Genomic DNA, 18,516 nt, shown 5'->3' on the forward strand with positions numbered 1-18,516 from the left:
GCGTCGAGACGGATAGCCGATCGACGAGATGCGCGCCCGTCCGGGGGTTAATTGGGAATCAGAGCTGAAACTAACGCTCGTGTGCCCCGATCCTCACGGTCAAGAACAGCTTGGCGAAGCGGACAGGTCGAACCGAAACGCACAAAACACATCACGGTCATCCGGGTTCGCCCCGGCCGCTTCGCGCCTCCCCACCCACTTGCAGCCAGTTTGGCGCGAGGCCGACAAGCCGTGTCCGCCAGACCGCACAACGAATGTCACCCCCCAACGGCCGTGCGCCGTTGCGTCCGACCCCACGCGCGCCATATCCCTGTGATCATGAACGCCCCCTTCAAGACCGACGCCCTTCCCGAGTGGAGCCTCGCCGACCTCTATGAGCGTCGCGACGATCCTCGCATCGAGCTCGACCTGACCGCCGCCAAGGCCGCCAATGACGAACTGGCCTCGCTGGAGGGCCTGTTCCTGCAGGCGCGCACGGAGCCTGAGCGCCTGGGTCTGCTGATCGATCGCGGCATCCAGCTCTACGAGAAGGCCACCAACCACCTGTGGAGCGTCGGCGCCTATGCCAGCCTCGCCGGCTCGGTGGCGCACGACGATCCGGCCTGCGCCAAGTTCGAGGCCGACCTGCGGGCCCGCTCGGCCGGGATCGCCGCCGAAAGCCTGTTCTTCACTCTGGAGCTCAACAAGCTTGAGGACGCCGAGATCGAGGCGGCGCTTCGCGCTTATCCGCTGGGCGTCCGCTGGACGCCGTGGCTGCGCCGGGTGCGCCTGTCGCGGCCGCACGAGCTGTCGCCGGATCTGGAGCGGTTCATCGTCGACAAGAGCCCGGCCGCCGCCAACTGGGTGCGTCTCTATGATGAGACCCTGGCCAAGCTGCAGGCCAAGGTCGGCGACGAGACCCTGACCCTGCCCGAAACCCTCAACCGCCTGTCCGACTCCGACGTCGCCCGCCGCAAGGCCGCCGCCGAGGGTCTGGCCGCCGCTCTGGAAGCGCGTGTCTCGACCCAGGCCCTGGTTCTCAACACCCTGGCCTTCGAAAAACAGGTCGAGGACCGCTGGCGTCATTACGCCGATCCGGCCCAGGCGCGGCACCTCTCTAACGAGGTCGACGCCGACGCCGTCAACGCCCTGGAGGCGGCGGTGGTCGAGGCCTATCCTCGCTTGTCGCATCGCTACTATGCGCTGAAGGCGAAGATCATGGGCGTCGACGCCCTCGACTATTGGGACCGCAACGCCCCGCTGGATGCCGCCGCGCCGCGCACCTATGACTGGGAAGAAGCCCGGAGCGTGGTGCTGGAGAGCTTCCAGACCTTGGCCCCGAAGTTCGCCGATTCCGCCCGAACCTTCTTCACCCAGCCCTGGATCGACGCCAGGCCGCGCCCCGGCAAGCAGTCGGGCGCCTATGCCCATCCGGTGACGGCCGAGCGTCATCCCTATGTGTTCATGAACTATATGGGCGAGCGGCGGGACGTGCTGACCTTGGCCCACGAACTGGGCCACGCCGTGCACCAGACCCTGTGCGCGCCGCTGGGCACCCTGCTGGCCGACACGCCCCTGACCCTGGCCGAGACCGCCTCGATCTTCGGCGAAGGGCTGGTGTTCGACCGCCTGCTGGCCGAGGCGACGCCGGACGACCGCAGGAAGCTGCTGGCCGGCAAGATTGAGGATGGCCTCAACACCGTCGTCCGCCAGATCGCCTTCCACCGCTTCGAACGCCGCTTCCACGAGGCCCGTCAGGACGGCGAGCTGTCGCCCGAGCAGATCGGCGCCCTGTGGCTGGAGGTGATGGGCGAGAGCCTGGGCCCGGCGGTGCGGCTGAACGCCGGCTACGAGCACTACTGGGCCTATGTCAGCCACTTCTGCCACGCACCCTTCTATGTCTATGCCTACGCCTTCGGCGATCTTTTGGTGCGCGGCCTGATGGAGAAGCGTCGCGAGGATCCGGAGGGTTTCGCGCCGCTGTATGAGGCGTTGCTCGCGGCGGGCGGCACCAAGACCTATGTCGAGGCTTTGAAACCGTTCGGTCTGAACCCGCGCGAGAAGGCGTTCTGGGCGGCGGGCTGTTCGCAGCTTGAGCGGCTGGTGGACGAGTTCGAGGCGTTGGTGTGAGTGCTGCCCGCGAGATCCTCCCCCTGAAGGGGGAGACGGCCGGAGGCCGGAGGGGGAAGGCCGCAATGGGTCGGCCGACCTCCCCCTCCGTCGGCTGCGCCGACACCTCCCCCGCCAGGGGGAGGATCTAGATGACCCGCGACCCCGAACGCGACCGCCTGTCCGGCCGCCTGACCCGCTTCGCCAAGGTCGGGGCGGGCCTGTCCGGCGCGGCCGTATCCTACGGCGCCAACAGCCTGTTCGGCGGCGACAGCGCCGACGCCCGCAACGCCAAGGCCCTGCGCGCGGCGCTGGGCGGGCTGAAGGGGCCGCTGATGAAGGCGGCCCAGATGTTCGCCACGGTCCCCGACCTCCTGCCGCCGGAGTTCGCTGCCGAACTGGCGGAACTCCAGACCAACGCCCCGGCTATGGGCTGGCCGTTCGTTCGTCGGCGGATGGCTGCCGAGCTCGGCCCTGACTGGCAGGGCAGGTTCCAGAGCTTCGAGCACGAGGCCGCCCACGCCGCCTCGCTGGGCCAGGTCCACCGCGCCGTCGCGCCGGACGGCCGGGCCATCGCCGTGAAGCTGCAATATCCCGACATGCAGAGCGCCGTCGAAAGCGATCTTGGCCAGCTTCGATCGCTGTTTGCCCTTTTCAAGCGTATGGACGGATCCATCGACCCCACCCAGATGATCGAGGAGATCGGCGACCGCCTGCGCGAGGAGCTCGACTACGAGCGCGAGGCCAGGCTGATGGCGCTGTATGGCGGCTTCTTCGCGGGTCGCGACGACATCCGCGTGCCCGAGCCCGTGCCTTCACTGTCGACCAAACGGCTGCTCAGCATGACCTGGATGGACGGGCAGGGGCTATTGGCCTTCAAGGACGCGCCGCAGGAAACCCGCGACCGCATCGCCGCCCTGCTGTTCGAGGCCTGGTGGAGCCCGATGACCAAGCTGGGCATCATCCACGGCGACCCGCACCTGGGGAACTACACCTTCGGCGGTCCCGAGGGCGGGGACGGCGCGGCGCATCTGAACCTGCTCGACTTCGGCTGTATCCGCATCTTCCCGCCGCGCTTCGTGGCGGGCGTCGTGCGGCTCTATCGCGCCCTGCTGGCCGATGACCGCGCCGAGCAGATGGAGGCCTATCGCAGCTGGGGCTTCTCCAACCTCAATGACGATCTGATCGACGTGCTGAACGTCTGGGCGCGCTTCATCTACGGCCCTCTGCTCGACGACCGCGTGCGCAGCGTCGCCGACGATGTGCCGCCTGGCGAATATGGCCGGCGGGAAGCCTTCAAGGTGCGTCAGGCCCTCAAGGAAAAGGGCCCGATCACCATTCCCCGCGAATTCGTGTTCATGGACCGCGCCGCCATCGGCCTGGGCGCGGCCTTCCTGCATCTGGGCGCGCGTCATAACTGGAAGGCCCTGTTCGAGGCCTCGCTGGAGGGCTTTTCGGAAGAGGGGTTGGCCAAGCGACAGGCGGCAGTGTTGGCGGCGGCCGGGGTGGCGTAGTCCCGGTTTTCGGTGTGAACTCACCGCGTCTAAGGGGAGGCCTCGACCATGGACCTGAAATTCCAGGTGCAGCTGAAGATCCGCAAGCCTGTGGCCCAGGTGTTCGACGCGGTGGTCGATCACAGGAAGCTGAGCGGCTACCTCATCGAGACCTCGACCGGTCCGCTGGTTTCTGGCGTCACGGTGATGTGGAAGTTCCCGGAACTGGACGAAGCGTTTCCGGTCACGGGGCGCGAAGTGGTCCAGAACGAGCGCGTCGTTTTTGAATGGCCCTCGGCGGTGGGCGAAGGGGTCAACAGCGTCGAGATCGTCTTCAAGCCGATGAATGGCGAGGAGACCATGGTCCAGATCAGCGAGTCCGGCTGGCCGGAGACCCAGGCCGGGATCACCGCCTCGCAAGGCAATGCCGGCGGCTGGATGCATATGCTGGCGGTCATGAAGGGCTCGCTGGAATACGGGATCAACCTGCGCGCCGGCGGGGCCTTCTAGCCATCGTTAGGAATGACCGGTCCTGAGCACCGTCGCGGAAGGGTTCCGCTTTGTTCAAACGGTCGTTAGGATTTGTCCCATGTCCGATGATCTTACAGACGCCCAGACCGCCGCCATTCCAGACGGCTACAGCCAGCTCAACTGGTCGCGCGGCTTTGGCCGACAGATCGGGCCGCTGTTCGAGCAGAACTCCGGGCCGGGCCAAGCCTGTCTCGGCTTCCGTGTCGAGGAGCATCACACCAACGGCCTGGGCAATTGCCACGGCGGCATGCTGATGAGCTTCGCCGACATGGCTTGGGGCCGGATCATCTCGCTACAGAAGTCCTATAGCTGGGTCACGGTGCGGCTGATGTGCGACTTTCTCTCGGGCGCCAAGCTGGGCGACTGGGTCGAGGGCCAGGGCGAACTGATCGGCGAGGAAGACAAGGTATTCACCGTGCGGGGCCGCATCTGGTCAGGCGACCGCACCCTGATCACCGGCACGGGGGTCTTCAAAGGCCTCAGTCCCCGCAAGCCGCGTCCGGGCGAGCTGGCCTTCAAGGCCGAGGCCTGAGCATGGCAGACGACCAGAAGCCGGCCGTTCCGGCGCTGCTCGTCCCGTTTCAGGGCGAGCGTCCCCCGGCCCCGGCCTGGTTCGGCGCCGCGCTGGCGATCGAGCCCGAGCGCTCGACCTTCGCCGTCGAAGGCGTCGATATCGAGCTTCTGACCTGGGGCGAGGTCGGCAAGCCGGGCCTGCTGTTCCTCCACGGTAATGGCGCCCATGCCGACTGGTGGAGCTTCATCGCGCCCTATTTTTCCGATCCGTCACTTGGCGGGGACTGGCGCGTCGCGGCGATCTCCTGGGCCGGCATGGGCGGTTCTGGTTGGCGGGACACCTATTCGACCGAGAGCTTCGCGGCCGAGGTTCTCGGCGCCATCGAGGCGGCGCAATTAGAGGCAGGCGGCGTCAAGCCAATCCTCGTCGGCCACTCGTTTGGCGGCTTTCCCACCCTCTATTGCGGTGTCGAGCACGCCGACCGGCTTCGCGGGATCGTTCTGGTCGACACCAGCATCCAGCCGCCGGAGAAGCGCTGGAAGGGACCCCTGCCGCGCGAGCATCTCGGCCACAAGGTCTATCCTACCCTGGCCGAGGCCCTGGGCCGCTTCCGGCTGGCGCCGCCGCAGGGCTGCGAAAACCTCTATATCGCCGACGACATCGCCCGCCGCTCGTTGAAGGCGGTGGACGGTGGCTGGACCTGGAAATTCGACCCCAGCTTCGGGCAGCGTTTCAAGATGCCGGATCTGGGCGCGCTGCTGACCGGCATCGCCTGCCCCGCCGCTCTGATGTGGGGCGACCGGTCCAACCTTATGGATGCCGAGACCTTGGGTTATATGGTCGAGCAGATGCCCAAGGATGTGTTGCTCGTGCCGATCCCCGACGCCGACCACCATGTGATGATCGACCAGCCTCTGGCCTTCGTGGCCGGGCTGCGCGGCCTGCTCGCCAACTGGCGATGACCCAGCCTGGGGGGGCTCCTACTGGAATGGTGATGGTCTACATGCCCGACCGGGGCGTGGGCGACCTGATGTGGCACCTGCCCACCCTGCGCGCCATCGCGAGCCGGGCGCTTGAGGGCAGGGTCCTGCTCGCCGCCCGACCGTCCAGCCGGGCGCGGGAACTGTTGGCAGGCGAACCCTGCATCGAGGTCGTCGACTATCTGGAGTATCGCTCCGGCGCTTTCCGTCATCTGGCCGAGATCATCGACTTCTATCGCCTGTGCCGGCTGCGTCGCCCCCGGGCGGTGTGGATACTGGAAAAGATCGACCGTCCAGCCATCGGCGCCGCCCTGGCCGGGGTGCGCGAGCGGCGCGGCTTTGGCCTGGGGCACAGCCAGGAAAGCTGGCTGACCCACGGACCCTTCCTGCCTCGTGACATGCGACCAGCCCACCGGATCGCCAAGCTGGCCGCGTTTGAAGAAGCGCATGGCCTGAAGGTGGCCAGTCGTGAGCCTGCGCTGACGCCCGCGCCCGCCGCTCTGGAGGTCGTCGAGCAACGCTTTGGCGACAGGCCCAAGCCATGGATCGTCTATGGCGTGGGGGCCAGCGAGCCGCACCGCTGCTGGCCGCTGGACCGCTTTACGGGCCTCAGCGCCGCCCTGTCGGACCTTGGCGGGACTCATTTCTGGCTGGGCGGATCAGGCGACAGCGCCGCCGTCGACGCCGAGCTGACGCGCGCCGACCGGGGCTGCATCAACGTCAATGTCTGCGACCTGAAGCTCGACGCCGGCGCGGCGCTGCTCTCGCGCGCCGACCTTTTCATCGGCAACGACTCGGGGCCGCTCAATCTCGCAGCCTCGGTGGGTGTCCCGTCGATAGGCCTGTTCGGCGACAGCCCGCCGCTCGACTATTCGCGCTTTCTGCGGCCGATTATCGGCCCGCGGGGCGGCATGACGGCCCTGACGGTCGAAAGTGTCGCCGGCATAGCCCGCTTGAGCCTTTAGCCCCGCCGTTGTAAGCGGCAAGACGATTTCTCTTCCCCAACGAGGACGACGACATGGCCGGCGACTACCACCGCGGTGAAATGGACATTGAGGAACAGGCAGCGACCTATGCGGCCTTTGGCGGCATGACCAAGTGGGGCTCGCTGGCGATCGCTGTCCTGCTGCTGACGATCACCGTGTGGTTCTGCACCTCGGCCGGTTTCCTTGGTGGCGCTATCGCCGGATTCGTACTGGCCGTGGCGGGCTTTGTGTTCCTTCGCGAAAAGCCCGCTTCGTCACACTGACACCGGTGGACATCGGCATATTTTCTCCCTTACCTGCGCGTGATGCCTCGACAAGAGGCAAGACTATCCCCTAAACAGCAGCGCAAGCTGACTAGGATAGCAGCGCTCTGGGAGGGGTATGCCGATGGCCGTCGTCGCCGTGACGAAAGAAACCCGCGGGGGTGAAACGCGGGTCGCCGCCACGCCTGAAACGGTGAAGAAACTGACCGCCGCCGGCTTCTCGGTGGTGGTCGAAGCCGGCGCGGGCAGCGCCGCTTCCTACCCCGACGCGGACTATGAAGCGGCTGGCGCCAAGCTGGCCAAGACCGCGAAAGACGCGATTACCGGCGCTGACGTCCTGTTCAAGGTGCGCGCGCCTGAAGCCGCCGAAATCGCCGCCTTGAAGAGCGGCGCCATCGTCGTCGCCGCCCTCAATCCGCACCAAGACAAGGACACGCTCGCCGCCCTGGCCAAGGCCGGCGCCAGCGCCATCGCCATGGAATTCATCCCGCGCATCACCCGCGCCCAGGTGATGGACATGTTGTCCAGCCAGGCCAACCTCGCCGGCTATCGCGCCGTGATCGAGGGCGCCGAGGCCTATGGCAAGGCCCTGCCGATGATGATGACCGCCGCCGGCACCATCGCCGCGGCCAAGGTGTTCATCATGGGGGTCGGCGTCGCCGGCCTGCAGGCCATCGCCACAGCTCGCCGTCTGGGCGCGGTGGTCACCGCCACCGACGTTCGTCCAGCCACCAAGGAACAGGTCGAGTCCCTCGGCGCCAAATTTCTTGCTGTTGAAGACGACGAGTTCAAGAACGCCCAGACCGCCGGCGGCTACGCCAAGGAAATGTCCAAGGAATACCAAGCCAAGCAGGCTGAGTTGGTTTCCGCGCACATCGCCAAGCAGGACATCGTTATCACCACGGCCCTGATCCCCGGTCGTCCGGCCCCCAAGTTGGTCAGCGCCGAACAGGTTGCCTCGATGCGCGTCGGTTCGATCCTGATCGACCTGGCCATCGAGCAGGGCGGCAATGTCGTCGGCGCCAGGCTGAACGAGACCGTGGTCACCGCCAATGGCGCCAAGATCCTCGGCCGGGCCAACCTGCCGGGCCGGATCGCCACCGACGCCAGCGCGCTCTACTCGCGCAACCTCTTCGCCCTTTCGGGTCTGTTCCTGAACAAGGAGGGCGCGTTCGCCCCCGACTTCGAGGACGAGATCCTGAAAGCCGCCTTGGTGACCCAGGGGGGCGAGATCGTCCATCCTTCGCTGAAGACCGCCTAACTCACATCGAAAGGGAGGCTCCCATGGAAGCCGTCGACCCCACCGTGTTCCGTCTGGCGATCTTCGTGCTCGCCATCTTTGTTGGCTATTACGTCGTGTGGAGCGTCACGCCCGCCCTGCACACGCCGTTGATGGCCGTGACCAACGCCATTTCCTCCGTAATCATCGTTGGGGCCCTGCTGGCCGCCGCCGCTCATGGCGGAGCGGGCGAGGCGACGACCGGTTCGGTTTGGATCTCCAAGGGGGCCGGCGCCATCGCCGCAGCTTTCGCGGCGGTCAATATCTTCGGCGGCTTCCTCGTCACCCAGCGGATGCTGGCCATGTACAAGAAGAAGGACAAGGCCAAGTGAGCGGCTTTGCCACTCTGACCCTGGCTGCGCTAGTCATCCTGATCATCGCCGCCGGCGTCTCGATGGTGCTGCCCCGGCGGAAATCCGCCGGCAACGGCGCCGCCTTCGCGCCCGCCTTCGTCCTGATCGCCATCGGCCTCAGCGCCAACGCCGTCGGCCTGCAGGCCGGAACGAGTGGCGCGGCCGACATCCTTCGCTGGCTCTCGCCCTTTGCCGTCGGCATGGGCGCGGCGCTGCTGCTCTCTAATCTGCGCGCCGAAAAGGCGCCGCCGTCCGGGGGGACCTCCGAGTGAACGCCAATATCGCCGCCATCCTCTACATCGTCTCGGGGGTGCTGTTCATCCTGGCCCTGCGCGGCCTCTCCAGCCCGACCACCAGTCAGGCGGGCAACCGCAACGGCATGATCGGCATGGCCATCGCCGTCGGCACCACCCTTGCCACCCTGTGGGGCCTAGGCGCGTTGGACGTCACCACCCTGGGCCTGATTCTCGGCGGCGTCGCCGTCGGCGGCGGCGTGGGCGCGGTGATCGCCCGCAAGGTGCCGATGACCTCGATGCCGCAGCTGGTCGCCGCCTTCCACAGTCTGGTCGGCATGGCCGCCTGTCTGGTGGCCGTGGCTGCCATCTACACCCCGGCTGCCTATGGCATTGTTGGCGAGGACGGCCGCATCCACGTCAACAGCTTGATCGAGCTGTCGCTGGGCTTGGCCATCGGCGCCATCACCTTCACCGGTTCGGTCATCGCCTTCGCCAAGCTGAACGGCAACATGGGCGGCGCGCCGATCATGCTGCCCGCTCGCCACCTGCTGAACATCGCGCTGGGCCTGGGCATCGTCGTTCTGATCGTGGTGCTGGTGATCTCCGGCGGCTCGGCCATTTGGGCCTTTTGGGGGGTCTTCGCCTTGGCCCTGATCATCGGGATCACCCTGATCATCCCGATCGGCGGCGCCGACATGCCGGTCGTGGTGTCGATGCTGAACAGCTATTCCGGCTGGGCGGCGGCGGCGCTCGGCTTCACGCTCGAAAACACCACCCTGATCATCACCGGCGCGCTGGTGGGTTCGTCGGGCGCTATCCTGTCCTACATCATGTGCAAGGCGATGAACCGCTCGTTCGTCTCGGTGATCCTCGGCGGCTTCGGCGCGGCAGACGCCGTGGCCGGCCCGGGCGGCAAGGTCGAGAGCCGTCCCGTCAAGCGCGGCAGCGCCGATGACGCGGCCTTCATCATGAAGAACGCGTCCAAGGTGATCATCGTCCCCGGCTACGGCATGGCCGTTTCCCAGGCCCAGCACATCCTTCGCGAGATGTGCGACAAGCTGAAGGAAGAGGGCGTGGAGGTGAAATACGCCATCCACCCCGTCGCCGGCCGCATGCCAGGCCACATGAACGTGCTGCTGGCCGAGGCCAACGTTCCTTATGACGAGGTCTTCGAACTGGAAGACATCAACAGCGAGTTCTCGACAGCAGACGTGGCCTTCGTGATCGGCGCCAATGACGTCACCAACCCGGCCGCCAAGACCGACCCGACCAGCGCCATCTACGGCATGCCGATCCTGGATGTCGAAAAGGCTCGCACGGTCCTGTTCATCAAGCGCGGCATGGCTTCGGGCTATGCCGGCGTCGAGAACGAGCTGTTCTTCCGCGACAACACCATGATGTTGTTCGGTGACGCCAAGAAGATGGTCGAGGGGATCGTGAAGGGCCTCTGATCTTCCTTCTCATCTTCCAGATATGGCAAAGGCCTCAGGTGATCCTGAGGCCTTTATCGTTTTCAGGCGTCGGTGGGTTTGAAATCACCGGGCGGCCATCTCGACCGGCGCGGCGCGGGCGGCGACTTGCAGGGCCTTGCGCTGGGTGTTCGACAGTTGGCGGCGGGCTTCACGCTCGACCGACACGCGGCAATCGTTGAACGACATGTTCAGGTCGTTGGTGCGAGCCTTGGCGCTGCACAGGGTGTCGGCGGCGGCTCCGAGGCGAGCCTTGAACACGGCGGCCTGGGCGGGGTTGGAAAGGTTCAGGTCGCCGAATGCGATGCGGGCTTGGGGTTCGCCGGCGTGAGCGGCCTGGGTAAGGCCCAGGACGGGAATGGCGGCCAGGCTCAGGCTGGCGACAGTGGTCAGGCTCATGATGAACTTGCGCATTTGAAATAATCCCTCGGTTTTGGTTGGTGTCCGGCGCTTTGCTGCGCCCCATGTCGAGAGGTGTACTTGCGAGTGTTCTTTAAGTCCCGTTACGTCTCGGTCATGACGTCTAATTTAAAGAGTTACGTGGGTTTAACAGAATAAACTTCCAGTAATGTTTGGGGTGATCGGCGCGTGTGGCTCCGCAGGCGATCGCGATCCTCGCGGAGGCGACCTGTCGCGACAGGGTGTCGCACCGTTCTGCGGAGAGCGCGCCGGGCGAAAGCGGCCATTGTCTAGGTCAAGGTGGCGCTTGATCCGCTCGTTCCTGATTTCAAGGCCGTGGCCCGCCAATGCGCCTAAAGCTTTGGCAAGCTTTGCCGGGTTGGCAGGGTGTAAGACGCGATCACTCTTTCCTGACCCGCGCCGCTAAAGTTCTTGGCGAGCGGCGGTCGAATATTGCCATGAGCGCTTCAATCAACATGTCGAGCGATAGAATGCATGTTGATACGCGGGTGCTCGGCGGGGCTATAGGTAGATGAATGGTTAAGCTGCGCCCAGCTTTCGCCCAATAGAGTCGTCATCTAGCCCGTCGATTCATTATCACGAAAGGTCGATGTGGGACCAAGTGCGCCTTCGCACGGTCCCGCAATCAGGCCGCTCGTCTCTGAGGAAGCGGATTTCTTGACGTCACAGACCCTTGCCACCCGACCGCCCTATTCCCGTGTCGCGTTTCTCGCCCTGGTGGGCGTGATCGCCACCGTGGGCGCGCTGAACGCGGGCTCGGCCTTGCGCGCTTTCGCCAGTGAGCCCGCGCCCGCGCCGGTTCCTGTCGTTGAGGCGCCGCCCGTCGAAGCTCCGCCGCCTCCGCCGCCGCCGGCCTTTGTTTTCGACACGCCGTTGCCGGGCCGGGTGGTCAATTCGCCGTTCGGTCTGCGCCAGCTGCCCTGGGAAGAAAACGGGCGCCTGCACGAAGGCGTCGACATCGCTGCGCCGGCAGGTTCGCCGATCAAGGCCGCCACCGACGGCGTGGTCGTCCGCGCGGGAGCCAGCGGCTCCTATGGCCGTTTCGTGGAGATCGCCCACAAGGACGGCTTCCGCACGATGTACGCCCATCTGGGCGCTACGGCGCGGGGCGTGAAGCCCGGCATGTACGCCAAGCGCGGCCAGACGATCGCCTATGTCGGCAGCAGCGGCCGCTCGACAGGCGCGCACCTGCATTTTGAACTGCGCCGCAAGGGCAAGCCGCTGAACCCCTCCTTCTTCCTGGGGCAAACCTTCGCCGAGGCCGACGACCTGCCGCTCCGGGCCGCCGCCCGCGTGTCCCGCAAGGTCCGGATGGCCCAGGTTTCCAACTGGCCAGATAGCGTGAAGGTGACCAAGGCCAAGGGCGGCCGGATCCAGACCCGCATTTCGGTCGCCGATAGCTGAGCAAGGCGGCTCGACGCATCGCGATCCGCCGGTAAGGTGGGGCCATGTCCAAGGTCCTTGTTCGCGGTTTCGCTGGTGTCTTTGTTTTCCTGGTTTCCTATATCGCTCTGGGTGGCGTGATGAGCGCCGCCAGCGCGCCGCGGCCTCGCGGCGAGATGGCCCAGATCGAGCAAGGCCGCAACCTGCGGCTGGTCTGCGAAGGGCCAAGCAGCGCCCGTCCGGTGGTCTGGCTGGAGGCCGGAGCCTTCGGCTTCGCCGCAGACTGGGGGGCGACCCAGGAAGCCCTGACGGCGGCCGGCTGGCGCTCCTGCGCCTATGATCGGGCTGGCATGGGCTATTCGCCGCCGGGACCCGCGCCGCGTGATGGTCTGGCCATCGTCTCCGACTTCGAGGAGCTGACCGCCGCCTCGGGCGAGCCGGGGCCCTATGTCCTGGTCGGTCACTCGATGGCGGGGCTGAGGCTGCGTCAGTATGCGGGCCGCAACCCGGACAAGATCGTGGGCCTGGTTCTGATCGACGCGGCGACGCCGGAAGCGGCCCAGAATCCTCGCATGAGCGGCTTCATCAAAACTTTCGCCTCGGCCTCGCGCTGGGCGGCGCGAGGGGCGTCCATCGGCCTCTACAAGCCGCTGGCCCATACCCGGTTAGGCGACAAGATTGGGTTGCCAAAGCAAGCGAGCGCCGAGAAGCGCTGGGCCTTCGCCAATGGTCGCCATAACCGCACCTCGGCCGACGAGGTGGCGCTGTGGGCGGAAGCCTCGGATCAGGCCGGAAAACAGCCGCCCTATGATCCCAAATGGCCGGTCGCCGTGGTCACCGCCGGGCCGGCGAAGGGGCGTGAGGCGTGGAAGGCGATCCAGTCGGCGCCGGCGGAAGCCTCCCACCACGGGATGATCGACCATGTCGTGGCCGCCAGCCATACCCGGCTGCTGGGCCGAGAATTCGCCGACCACATCGTCAAGGCTGTGGCCTTCGTGGCCAACCCGGGCGGGGGTAGATGAGCTAGAGCCAGAAACGACGAAAGCCGCGCGGATCGCCGCGCGGCTTTCGATAATCCTCAGGCGGTGAGGCTAATGCCTACCGCGCGCCGACCGGCTTCTTGGGCATCGGGATCAGGCCTTCGCGCTGGGCGCGCTTGCGGGCCAGCTTGCGAGCGCGGCGAACCGCTTCGGCCTTTTGACGGGCGCGCTTTTCCGACGGCTTTTCATAGTGCACGTGCCGCTTCATTTCGCGGAACGAGCCTTCGCGTTGCATCTTCTTCTTCAGGGCCTTGAGGGCCTGATCGACGTTGTTGTCGCGGACGAAAATCTGGACCAGGGGTCTCTCTCCATTCGACGGCCCGACCAATGTCCCGAGTCCCTCTCAGGGGCCGGGCGGGCGAACAAAACCTGATAAATCCGGAAGGGGGGCTTCCGGGAAACGAGGGGCGGCTGATAGCAGAGTGAATGGGCCCTGTCCATGCGCGACGCGGCCTAAACCACGGTGTAGACTCGGATTCATGAGCAAAGGCGCCCAAGACGGAAATCAGACGGCGAGCAGCTGGGCCGACCAGGCCGAACAGCGCGTGCTGGACGAGGCCCTGCGCCTGGCGCCGGCCGCCGGCTGGAACGCCAGGCTGACCGAGCGTGCGGCCCAGGCGGCGGGTCTGTCGCCCGGCGAAACCCAGCTGTTGCTGCCCGAAGGGGCAAGGGATCTGGCGGCCTTGCTGTCGCGGCGCCATGACGCGGCGGCCTTGCAGACGCTGACCGCCCTCGACCCCGCCGCCCTGAAGATCCGCGAAAAGATCCGCGCTGGCGTTATCGCCCGCCTGGACGCCGTGGCCGCCGACGCCGAGGTCATGCGGGCCTTGGCCGCCTTCCTGGCCTTCCCGACCAACCTGGCTTTGGCCCTGCGCCTGACCTGGGAAAGCGCCGACGTCCTGTGGCGCTGGGCCGGTGATACGGCTACCGACGAGAACCACTATTCCAAACGGGCGATTCTCTCCGGCATCCTGATCTCGACCATGGCTGTCGACATGGCCTCGGGCCGGGATTCGGCATTGGCCCATCTGGACGCCCGCATCGACAATGTGATGGCCTTCGAGAAGTGGAAGGCGGGACTGAAGCCGATGGACCTGGCCAGCGAGCTGGTCACGGCGCTGGCGAAGATGCGCTACGGGCGGAGGTGACCCCCTCCTTCAACCGGGCGCGGTAAACTCCAGGATCGCCGGCGCCATGGCGGGCCAGCCGGCGAACAGGCCGGGCCGGCCGTCCGCCGTCACGCTCGCGCAGCGCTGGTTCCACTCCTGATCCGGCCACGGCGGTTCGCGCAGGTCGGCATGCGGGATCAGGCTGCCGACCCACTCGCTGGTGGCGCGGGTGTGGCTGATGTCGCTCAGGCCGTTCTGGAACAGCAGCACGGGCATCCGCAGCCGGGCGAAGTCGGCCGGGCTCATGCCGGGCACGGGCGAGTTCTCGACCGGCAGATAGACCGGCACCCGTTGCTCCATCTTTTTGGATGAAAGCCGCAGGGTCCTGGGCCAGCAGGATGTCGCGGTTCTTCGGATTACAGGAAATCTGCTCGGCCCAGCCGGGCATGGCGACGACGGCCCGCATGCCGCCAGCGCTGGCCGCCAGGGCGTAGTCGATGCAGTAATAGTTGGCCAGGCTGATCAGGCTGACGATCCCGCCGCTGATCCACCACAACCCAAGGTGCGAGATCAGGTCGGGATCACGCGCGGCGGCGATCAACGACACCCGCGAGCCCGCCGAACCCGCCGCCAGGGCCGTGGGGCCAAGGTCCAGAGCGCGGATGAGCTCGATCAGGGTCCTAGAGCATTTTCCGATAAGTGTGAAACGGTTATCGGATCGAAAAATGCTCTAAACTTTTGATTTAGAGCCCTTTTCGCCCGACCCTGATGAAGCCATTAGGTCGGAAAGGGCTCTAGCGTGCAGCGCCGACTCGCCGTCGGTGTCGAAGGCAATGTCCGACGCGCCGCAATTGGGGCGGTCCCAGAGCAGCACGCGGCGGCCGCCGGCGGCGAGGGCCTGGCCCAGTTCGCCGATCCCGGGCATGTCCTTCGAGAACCGGCCGCCCGGCGTGATAGCCACTGCGGGCGCGCCGGGCTCGCCGAGAAGCTCGTATTCGATATCGACGCTCGAGATCGAGATGCGCGCCATGATGTCTCCTGCTCGATGCCGGTCGTCCGGAAAAGCATGGCTCAATTCGATGGCGCCTACGATCCGTCGAGGCGCGCGCGTTCGCAGCCTCGCGCGAAAACCGCCGAGGTGATGGGAAGGGCTGCGGAGCGTCCGGGCCTCGCCCGGATGTGAGGGTGTAGAATTACCGTTTCGACGAAGGCAGACGCTCCGCGTGATCGTTATCCCTCTGGCCGGGGCGCGCAGGTCTCATTCAACCTTTTGCCCCCGTCCGGGCTTGCCCCCTTCGAAACCGGACCCAGCCCTTGAGCTGCAGCCACGGCCTTCCCGGGGACCCGGAACGAACCTTCGGACGGGCGGGGACCCTGGCGGTTCCCCGATGAACAGGTTTACGTCCCCTGTCCTCTGATTAAGTCCGCCGGCCCCGCTCTCGCGACTCCGGCAAACCCCGCTCGATCACACCCCAAGGCCCATCAGGTCGCCGGCCGACGTCCCTTCCCTTGCCTTGGGGTGAGATGAGTATGCGGGCGGTTTCAGCGCCGAGGATTGGCGCGATCAAGAATTTTACAAGTCGCTGATCTAGCTGGAGTTTGTTTTGGAAAGCACGGGGATAGAGCACAGCCGATCCCCGTACCCCCTCATTCCCGCTCTCAACGACGGGGATAACACCGACGCTAGCTAAGGCCGGCCGCCGGCGCCGGAAGCGGACATGCCGAGGGTCTGTTCCGGGTGCAGGCTGTGTAAAAACGCGTTTCGGACCTGAAGGCGCCCGTTGACTGGGTCACGAAATGGCTGATCTGGCGCTTTGTCGCGCATGGCGGCCGATCGGGACGCGAAAGTTTTCTTTCGTGAGCGGGTTCTGCCCGACGTTTTTACACAGCCTCGGTGGTTAGCAGGCACGTGCCTTTGTCCCATCCCAATGCTCAGGCCTTAGCTTGTATTGGAGGGGCCAGACCCCGATCCGTGTGCGACCACAGCGCTCGCAGTTTTTGGATGCGGCTTCACCAAACTTTCGGACGCCGTCGGTGCTGTGCACCTGCAACTCGCAGCGCGGACATCTGACGGACCAAGAAAGCGCGAAGCTGGCGAGCGCCGCTACAACGAACCCAGCGGACGCTAGCAGGCTGCCGCTCGCGGATAACAAACCTGCAGCCGCGAAGAGGAATGCAGCCACTTCCAGATAGGTCACAAATGGCATGAATTGGCTCCGAAACGCGTTCGTCTATCCTCCAACAAGCAGCCATAGGCGGCAAGCCAAACGACCGCTCCGGGTCGAGGCCTGAAATCAGGCCGTCGCCCGAAACCAGACATCGCGAAGGCCAGAGAAGGGTCGGAGTCGGCTATCGACTTCCGGCCTGGAACGGGACCATGGCCCAAACGGAGTGTCGGTCCTGGTCAACACACGCTTTTGTGGCGGGGATCCCTCGCGCCGCCGCGAGCGTGGGAGGAGCAAAGTGCATGCGCACTTCGCTGGCGCTTCACCCGTCAGATGATGGGGGGCGGCCCTGAGCGTTCATGCTGGGGTACGTCCGCAAGATTGTTCAGCGCGCCAGAGGCTAGGCTTCGCTGATCGCAGGACGCCGGCCCGGTCCGCGCCGAACCTCCCGCCCCAGCGCCACGGCGTTGACCAACTCTCCGTCCCTGCTGAGGATGGGAAAAACCTCGATCTCGCAGCGGTAAGGCTCGCCCGACTTGCGATAGTTGATCGAGGCGACCTTTGTCCGTTTCCCTTCGCGCAACGCGCGCACCAGCGTTCGGCGCGTGGCAAGGCTGGTTTTTTCGCCTTGAAGCATGCGGGGCGTTTGTCCCAGCAGCTCCACGCTCTGATAACCCGTCATACGTTCGAAGGCGCCATTGACATACAGGATGGTTGGACCCGGGTGTGAAAGCTCGCCATCCATGACAACAGATCACCCAGATCATCGGCGTGATTGACGAGATCGCTTTCCAGACCAACCTTCTGGCCCTTAACGCGGGCGTTGAGGCCGCTCGCGCCGGGGAAGCCTGCCGGGGCTTTGCGGCCGCGGCGCAAGAGGTCCGGGCCCTGGCCCAGCGCTCAGCGGAAGCGGCCTGGGAAATCAAGACACTGATCGCCAGCAGCACCGCCCAGGTCGAACGGGGGGTCAGGTTGGTGGGCGACACCGGCCAGGCGCTGACGGGCATCGCCGGCAAGATCGCAGAAATCGACGTATTGATCTTTGAGATCGCCACGTCGTCTCAAGAGCAAGCCACTGGCCTCAATGAGGTCAATACGGCCGTCAACCAGATGGATCAGGTCACCCAACAGAACGCCGCCATGGTCGAGGAAGCCACCGCCGCGGCGGCTAATCTCAAGACCGAAGCCGCCGAACTTGCCTCGTTGGTCTCGCGCTTTCAGACCGGCGTACCCACGGCGCGGGTCGAACGCGCCCAGCCAGGCCGCCATGCCCCTGCGGCGAACCCTGTGGCGCGCGCTCAGGCCAAGATCGCCGCTTTCGTCCGTCCTGGCGGCGCGGCCCAGGCGGCGGCCCAGTCGTGGGAAGCGTTCTGACCCGCAAAAGGATATCGTCGATGGCGAGCGATGACCGCTTGCCCAGCCGTTAACGCGCCCAGCCAGCGTGGCGCTTGATTCGGCCTTCCATCCGTAGCCGCCCTCTCGACCTCAGCCTATGCGTCGCGACCCAGCGCCCGCTCCACCGCCGCCAGCGCATGCAACTGCGTCGTGTCGAACACCGGCACGGCGCTGTCCTCCTGCCCGACCAGCAGCATGATCTCGGTGCATCCCAGGATCACCGCCTGGGCTCCGCGCTCGACCAAGCGGGCGATCACCCCGCGATAGACCTCGCGGGAGGCGTCCACAACCTGGCCCGCCACCAGTTCGCGATAGATGATGTCATGCACGGCCTTGCGGTCGTCGGGGTCGGGGGTCAACACCTCCAGGCCGTGGCGCTTTTCCAGCCGGCCGCGATAGAAGTCGTGCTCCATCGTGAAGGCGGTTCCCAGCAGGGCGACCTTTGAAAGCCCGGCGGCCTTGATCGCTTCGGCTGTCGGGTCGGCGATGTGAAGCAGGGGGATGTGGACGGCCGCCTCGATGGTGTCGGCCTCGCGGTGCATGGTGTTGGTGCACAGCACCAGGAAGTCGGCCCCGCCGGCCTCCAGCGCCCGGGCGGCGTCGGCCAGGCGGCGGGCCAGTTCGGGCCAGCGTCCCTGGTGCTGCAGGGCCTCGATCTGCGCGAAATCAAACGACCACATCAGGGTGCGGGCCGAAGCCACGCCGCCCAGCCGGTCGCGGACGGCCTCGTTGATCAGCCGGTAATACTGGGCCGAGCTTTCCCAGCTCATGCCGCCGATCAGGCCGATGATCGCTTGGTCGGTCATGGGGAG

General features: G+C 66.0%; 20 protein-coding genes and 2 pseudogenes. 16 read left to right on the forward strand and 6 right to left on the reverse strand.

The window, feature by feature from the left end:
• Positions 1-318 precede the first annotated feature (318 nt).
• From ACP69S_RS03125 to ACP69S_RS03180, 12 genes and pseudogenes are all read left to right on the forward strand, one after another.
• On the forward strand, positions 319-2,109 hold the full coding sequence (locus ACP69S_RS03125; protein ID WP_425994767.1) for a M3 family oligoendopeptidase: 1,791 nt from the start codon (positions 319-321) through the stop codon (positions 2,107-2,109).
• A 27-nt stretch (positions 2,110-2,136) separates the two neighbouring features.
• Positions 2,137-2,237: pseudogene (locus ACP69S_RS03130) on the forward strand (hypothetical protein); the annotation flags it as partial.
• A 3-nt stretch (positions 2,238-2,240) separates the two neighbouring features.
• Positions 2,241-3,602: an ABC1 kinase family protein gene (locus ACP69S_RS03135; protein ID WP_425994768.1), complete on the forward strand. Its 1,362-nt coding sequence runs from the start codon at positions 2,241-2,243 to the stop codon at positions 3,600-3,602.
• A gap of 48 nt (positions 3,603-3,650) precedes the next feature.
• The gene (locus ACP69S_RS03140; protein WP_425994769.1) at positions 3,651-4,091 is read left to right on the forward strand and encodes an SRPBCC domain-containing protein; all 441 of its coding nucleotides are present in this window, start codon (positions 3,651-3,653) and stop codon (positions 4,089-4,091) included.
• A gap of 79 nt (positions 4,092-4,170) precedes the next feature.
• Positions 4,171-4,644, forward strand: coding sequence for a PaaI family thioesterase (locus ACP69S_RS03145; protein WP_425994770.1), 474 nt, complete (start codon positions 4,171-4,173; stop codon positions 4,642-4,644).
• 2 nt (positions 4,645-4,646) lie between these two features.
• Complete coding sequence (locus ACP69S_RS03150) at positions 4,647-5,588, forward strand: alpha/beta fold hydrolase (protein WP_425994771.1); 942 nt, start codon at positions 4,647-4,649, stop codon at positions 5,586-5,588.
• Between the two features lie 32 nt (positions 5,589-5,620).
• Complete coding sequence (locus ACP69S_RS03155) at positions 5,621-6,571, forward strand: glycosyltransferase family 9 protein (RefSeq protein ID WP_425994772.1); 951 nt, start codon at positions 5,621-5,623, stop codon at positions 6,569-6,571.
• 53 nt (positions 6,572-6,624) lie between these two features.
• Complete coding sequence (locus tag ACP69S_RS03160) at positions 6,625-6,855, forward strand: aa3-type cytochrome c oxidase subunit IV (RefSeq protein WP_425994773.1); 231 nt, start codon at positions 6,625-6,627, stop codon at positions 6,853-6,855.
• Between the two features lie 118 nt (positions 6,856-6,973).
• The gene (locus ACP69S_RS03165; protein WP_425994774.1) at positions 6,974-8,116 is read left to right on the forward strand and encodes a Re/Si-specific NAD(P)(+) transhydrogenase subunit alpha; all 1,143 of its coding nucleotides are present in this window, start codon (positions 6,974-6,976) and stop codon (positions 8,114-8,116) included.
• A 23-nt stretch (positions 8,117-8,139) separates the two neighbouring features.
• Entirely contained in the window at positions 8,140-8,466 is a 327-nt protein-coding gene (locus ACP69S_RS03170) for a proton-translocating transhydrogenase family protein (protein WP_425994775.1), read from the forward strand.
• Entirely contained in the window at positions 8,463-8,759 is a 297-nt protein-coding gene (locus ACP69S_RS03175) for a hypothetical protein (protein WP_425994777.1), read from the forward strand. The genes ACP69S_RS03170 and ACP69S_RS03175 overlap by 4 nt, the downstream gene beginning before the upstream one ends.
• Positions 8,756-10,174, forward strand: coding sequence for an NAD(P)(+) transhydrogenase (Re/Si-specific) subunit beta (locus ACP69S_RS03180; RefSeq protein WP_425994779.1), 1,419 nt, complete (start codon positions 8,756-8,758; stop codon positions 10,172-10,174). Before ACP69S_RS03175 ends, ACP69S_RS03180 begins: the two co-directional genes overlap by 4 nt.
• 84 nt (positions 10,175-10,258) lie before the next feature.
• Here ACP69S_RS03180 and ACP69S_RS03185 read toward each other — a convergent pair whose 3' ends face one another.
• On the reverse strand, positions 10,259-10,606 hold the full coding sequence (locus ACP69S_RS03185) for a UrcA family protein (RefSeq protein WP_425994781.1): 348 nt from the start codon (positions 10,604-10,606) through the stop codon (positions 10,259-10,261).
• A gap of 663 nt (positions 10,607-11,269) precedes the next feature.
• Between ACP69S_RS03185 and ACP69S_RS03190 the strand changes: the two genes are divergently transcribed.
• Complete coding sequence (locus ACP69S_RS03190) at positions 11,270-12,016, forward strand: M23 family metallopeptidase (protein WP_425994783.1); 747 nt, start codon at positions 11,270-11,272, stop codon at positions 12,014-12,016.
• 44 nt (positions 12,017-12,060) lie between these two features.
• The gene (locus tag ACP69S_RS03195) at positions 12,061-13,017 is read left to right on the forward strand and encodes an alpha/beta fold hydrolase (RefSeq protein WP_425994784.1); all 957 of its coding nucleotides are present in this window, start codon (positions 12,061-12,063) and stop codon (positions 13,015-13,017) included.
• A gap of 76 nt (positions 13,018-13,093) precedes the next feature.
• On the opposite strand, the gene rpsU is transcribed toward ACP69S_RS03195, so the two are convergent.
• On the reverse strand, positions 13,094-13,333 hold the full coding sequence (gene rpsU / locus ACP69S_RS03200) for a 30S ribosomal protein S21 (RefSeq protein WP_085953736.1): 240 nt from the start codon (positions 13,331-13,333) through the stop codon (positions 13,094-13,096).
• 181 nt (positions 13,334-13,514) lie between these two features.
• On the opposite strand from rpsU, the gene ACP69S_RS03205 reads away from it, so the two are divergent.
• Positions 13,515-14,183, forward strand: a complete 669-nt coding sequence (locus ACP69S_RS03205; RefSeq protein ID WP_425994786.1) for a COQ9 family protein — start codon at positions 13,515-13,517, stop codon at positions 14,181-14,183.
• A 9-nt stretch (positions 14,184-14,192) separates the two neighbouring features.
• Here ACP69S_RS03205 and ACP69S_RS03210 read toward each other — a convergent pair whose 3' ends face one another.
• The 3 genes from ACP69S_RS03210 to ACP69S_RS03220 all read right to left on the reverse strand — a co-directional run bounded on the left by ACP69S_RS03210 (position 14,193) and on the right by ACP69S_RS03220 (position 17,054).
• Positions 14,193-14,492, reverse strand: a complete 300-nt coding sequence (locus ACP69S_RS03210; RefSeq protein ID WP_425994787.1) for a hypothetical protein — start codon at positions 14,490-14,492, stop codon at positions 14,193-14,195.
• A gap of 382 nt (positions 14,493-14,874) precedes the next feature.
• On the reverse strand, positions 14,875-15,174 hold the full coding sequence (locus tag ACP69S_RS03215) for an alpha/beta fold hydrolase (protein ID WP_425994789.1): 300 nt from the start codon (positions 15,172-15,174) through the stop codon (positions 14,875-14,877).
• 1,535 nt (positions 15,175-16,709) lie between these two features.
• On the reverse strand, positions 16,710-17,054 hold the full coding sequence (locus tag ACP69S_RS03220; protein WP_425994791.1) for a PAS domain-containing protein: 345 nt from the start codon (positions 17,052-17,054) through the stop codon (positions 16,710-16,712).
• 5 nt (positions 17,055-17,059) lie between these two features.
• Here ACP69S_RS03220 and ACP69S_RS03225 point away from each other — a divergent pair.
• A pseudogene (locus tag ACP69S_RS03225) lies at positions 17,060-17,683 on the forward strand (methyl-accepting chemotaxis protein); the annotation flags it as partial.
• Between the two features lie 116 nt (positions 17,684-17,799).
• Here the strand turns inward: ACP69S_RS03225 and ACP69S_RS03230 are convergent.
• The gene (locus ACP69S_RS03230) at positions 17,800-18,510 is read right to left on the reverse strand and encodes an aspartate/glutamate racemase family protein (RefSeq protein ID WP_425994793.1); all 711 of its coding nucleotides are present in this window, start codon (positions 18,508-18,510) and stop codon (positions 17,800-17,802) included.
• Between the last annotated feature and the right edge of the window lie 6 nt (positions 18,511-18,516).

It is taken from the genome of Caulobacter sp. DWR1-3-2b1, from assembly GCF_049895765.1.
GTDB lineage: Bacteria > Pseudomonadota > Alphaproteobacteria > Caulobacterales > Caulobacteraceae > Caulobacter.

Bases quoted from the DNA above. Each gene is read 5' to 3' on its own strand.
- ACP69S_RS03125 (WP_425994767.1), top strand. From the start codon at position 319: ATGAACGCCCCCTTCAAGACCGACGCCCTTCCCGAGTGGAGCCTCGCC.
- ACP69S_RS03135 (WP_425994768.1), top strand. From the start codon at position 2,241: ATGACCCGCGACCCCGAACGCGACCGCCTGTCCGGCCGCCTGACCCGC.
- ACP69S_RS03140 (WP_425994769.1), top strand. From the start codon at position 3,651: ATGGACCTGAAATTCCAGGTGCAGCTGAAGATCCGCAAGCCTGTGGCC.
- ACP69S_RS03145 (WP_425994770.1), top strand. From the start codon at position 4,171: ATGTCCGATGATCTTACAGACGCCCAGACCGCCGCCATTCCAGACGGC.
- ACP69S_RS03150 (WP_425994771.1), top strand. From the start codon at position 4,647: ATGGCAGACGACCAGAAGCCGGCCGTTCCGGCGCTGCTCGTCCCGTTT.
- ACP69S_RS03155 (WP_425994772.1), top strand. From the start codon at position 5,621: ATGGTCTACATGCCCGACCGGGGCGTGGGCGACCTGATGTGGCACCTG.
- ACP69S_RS03160 (WP_425994773.1), top strand. From the start codon at position 6,625: ATGGCCGGCGACTACCACCGCGGTGAAATGGACATTGAGGAACAGGCA.
- ACP69S_RS03165 (WP_425994774.1), top strand. From the start codon at position 6,974: ATGCCGATGGCCGTCGTCGCCGTGACGAAAGAAACCCGCGGGGGTGAA.
- ACP69S_RS03170 (WP_425994775.1), top strand. From the start codon at position 8,140: ATGGAAGCCGTCGACCCCACCGTGTTCCGTCTGGCGATCTTCGTGCTC.
- ACP69S_RS03185 (WP_425994781.1), bottom strand. From the start codon at position 10,606: ATGCGCAAGTTCATCATGAGCCTGACCACTGTCGCCAGCCTGAGCCTG.
- ACP69S_RS03195 (WP_425994784.1), top strand. From the start codon at position 12,061: ATGTCCAAGGTCCTTGTTCGCGGTTTCGCTGGTGTCTTTGTTTTCCTG.
- ACP69S_RS03205 (WP_425994786.1), top strand. From the start codon at position 13,515: ATGAGCAAAGGCGCCCAAGACGGAAATCAGACGGCGAGCAGCTGGGCC.
- ACP69S_RS03215 (WP_425994789.1), bottom strand. From the start codon at position 15,174: ATGGCGCGCATCTCGATCTCGAGCGTCGATATCGAATACGAGCTTCTC.
- ACP69S_RS03220 (WP_425994791.1), bottom strand. From the start codon at position 17,054: ATGGATGGCGAGCTTTCACACCCGGGTCCAACCATCCTGTATGTCAAT.
- ACP69S_RS03230 (WP_425994793.1), bottom strand. From the start codon at position 18,510: ATGACCGACCAAGCGATCATCGGCCTGATCGGCGGCATGAGCTGGGAA.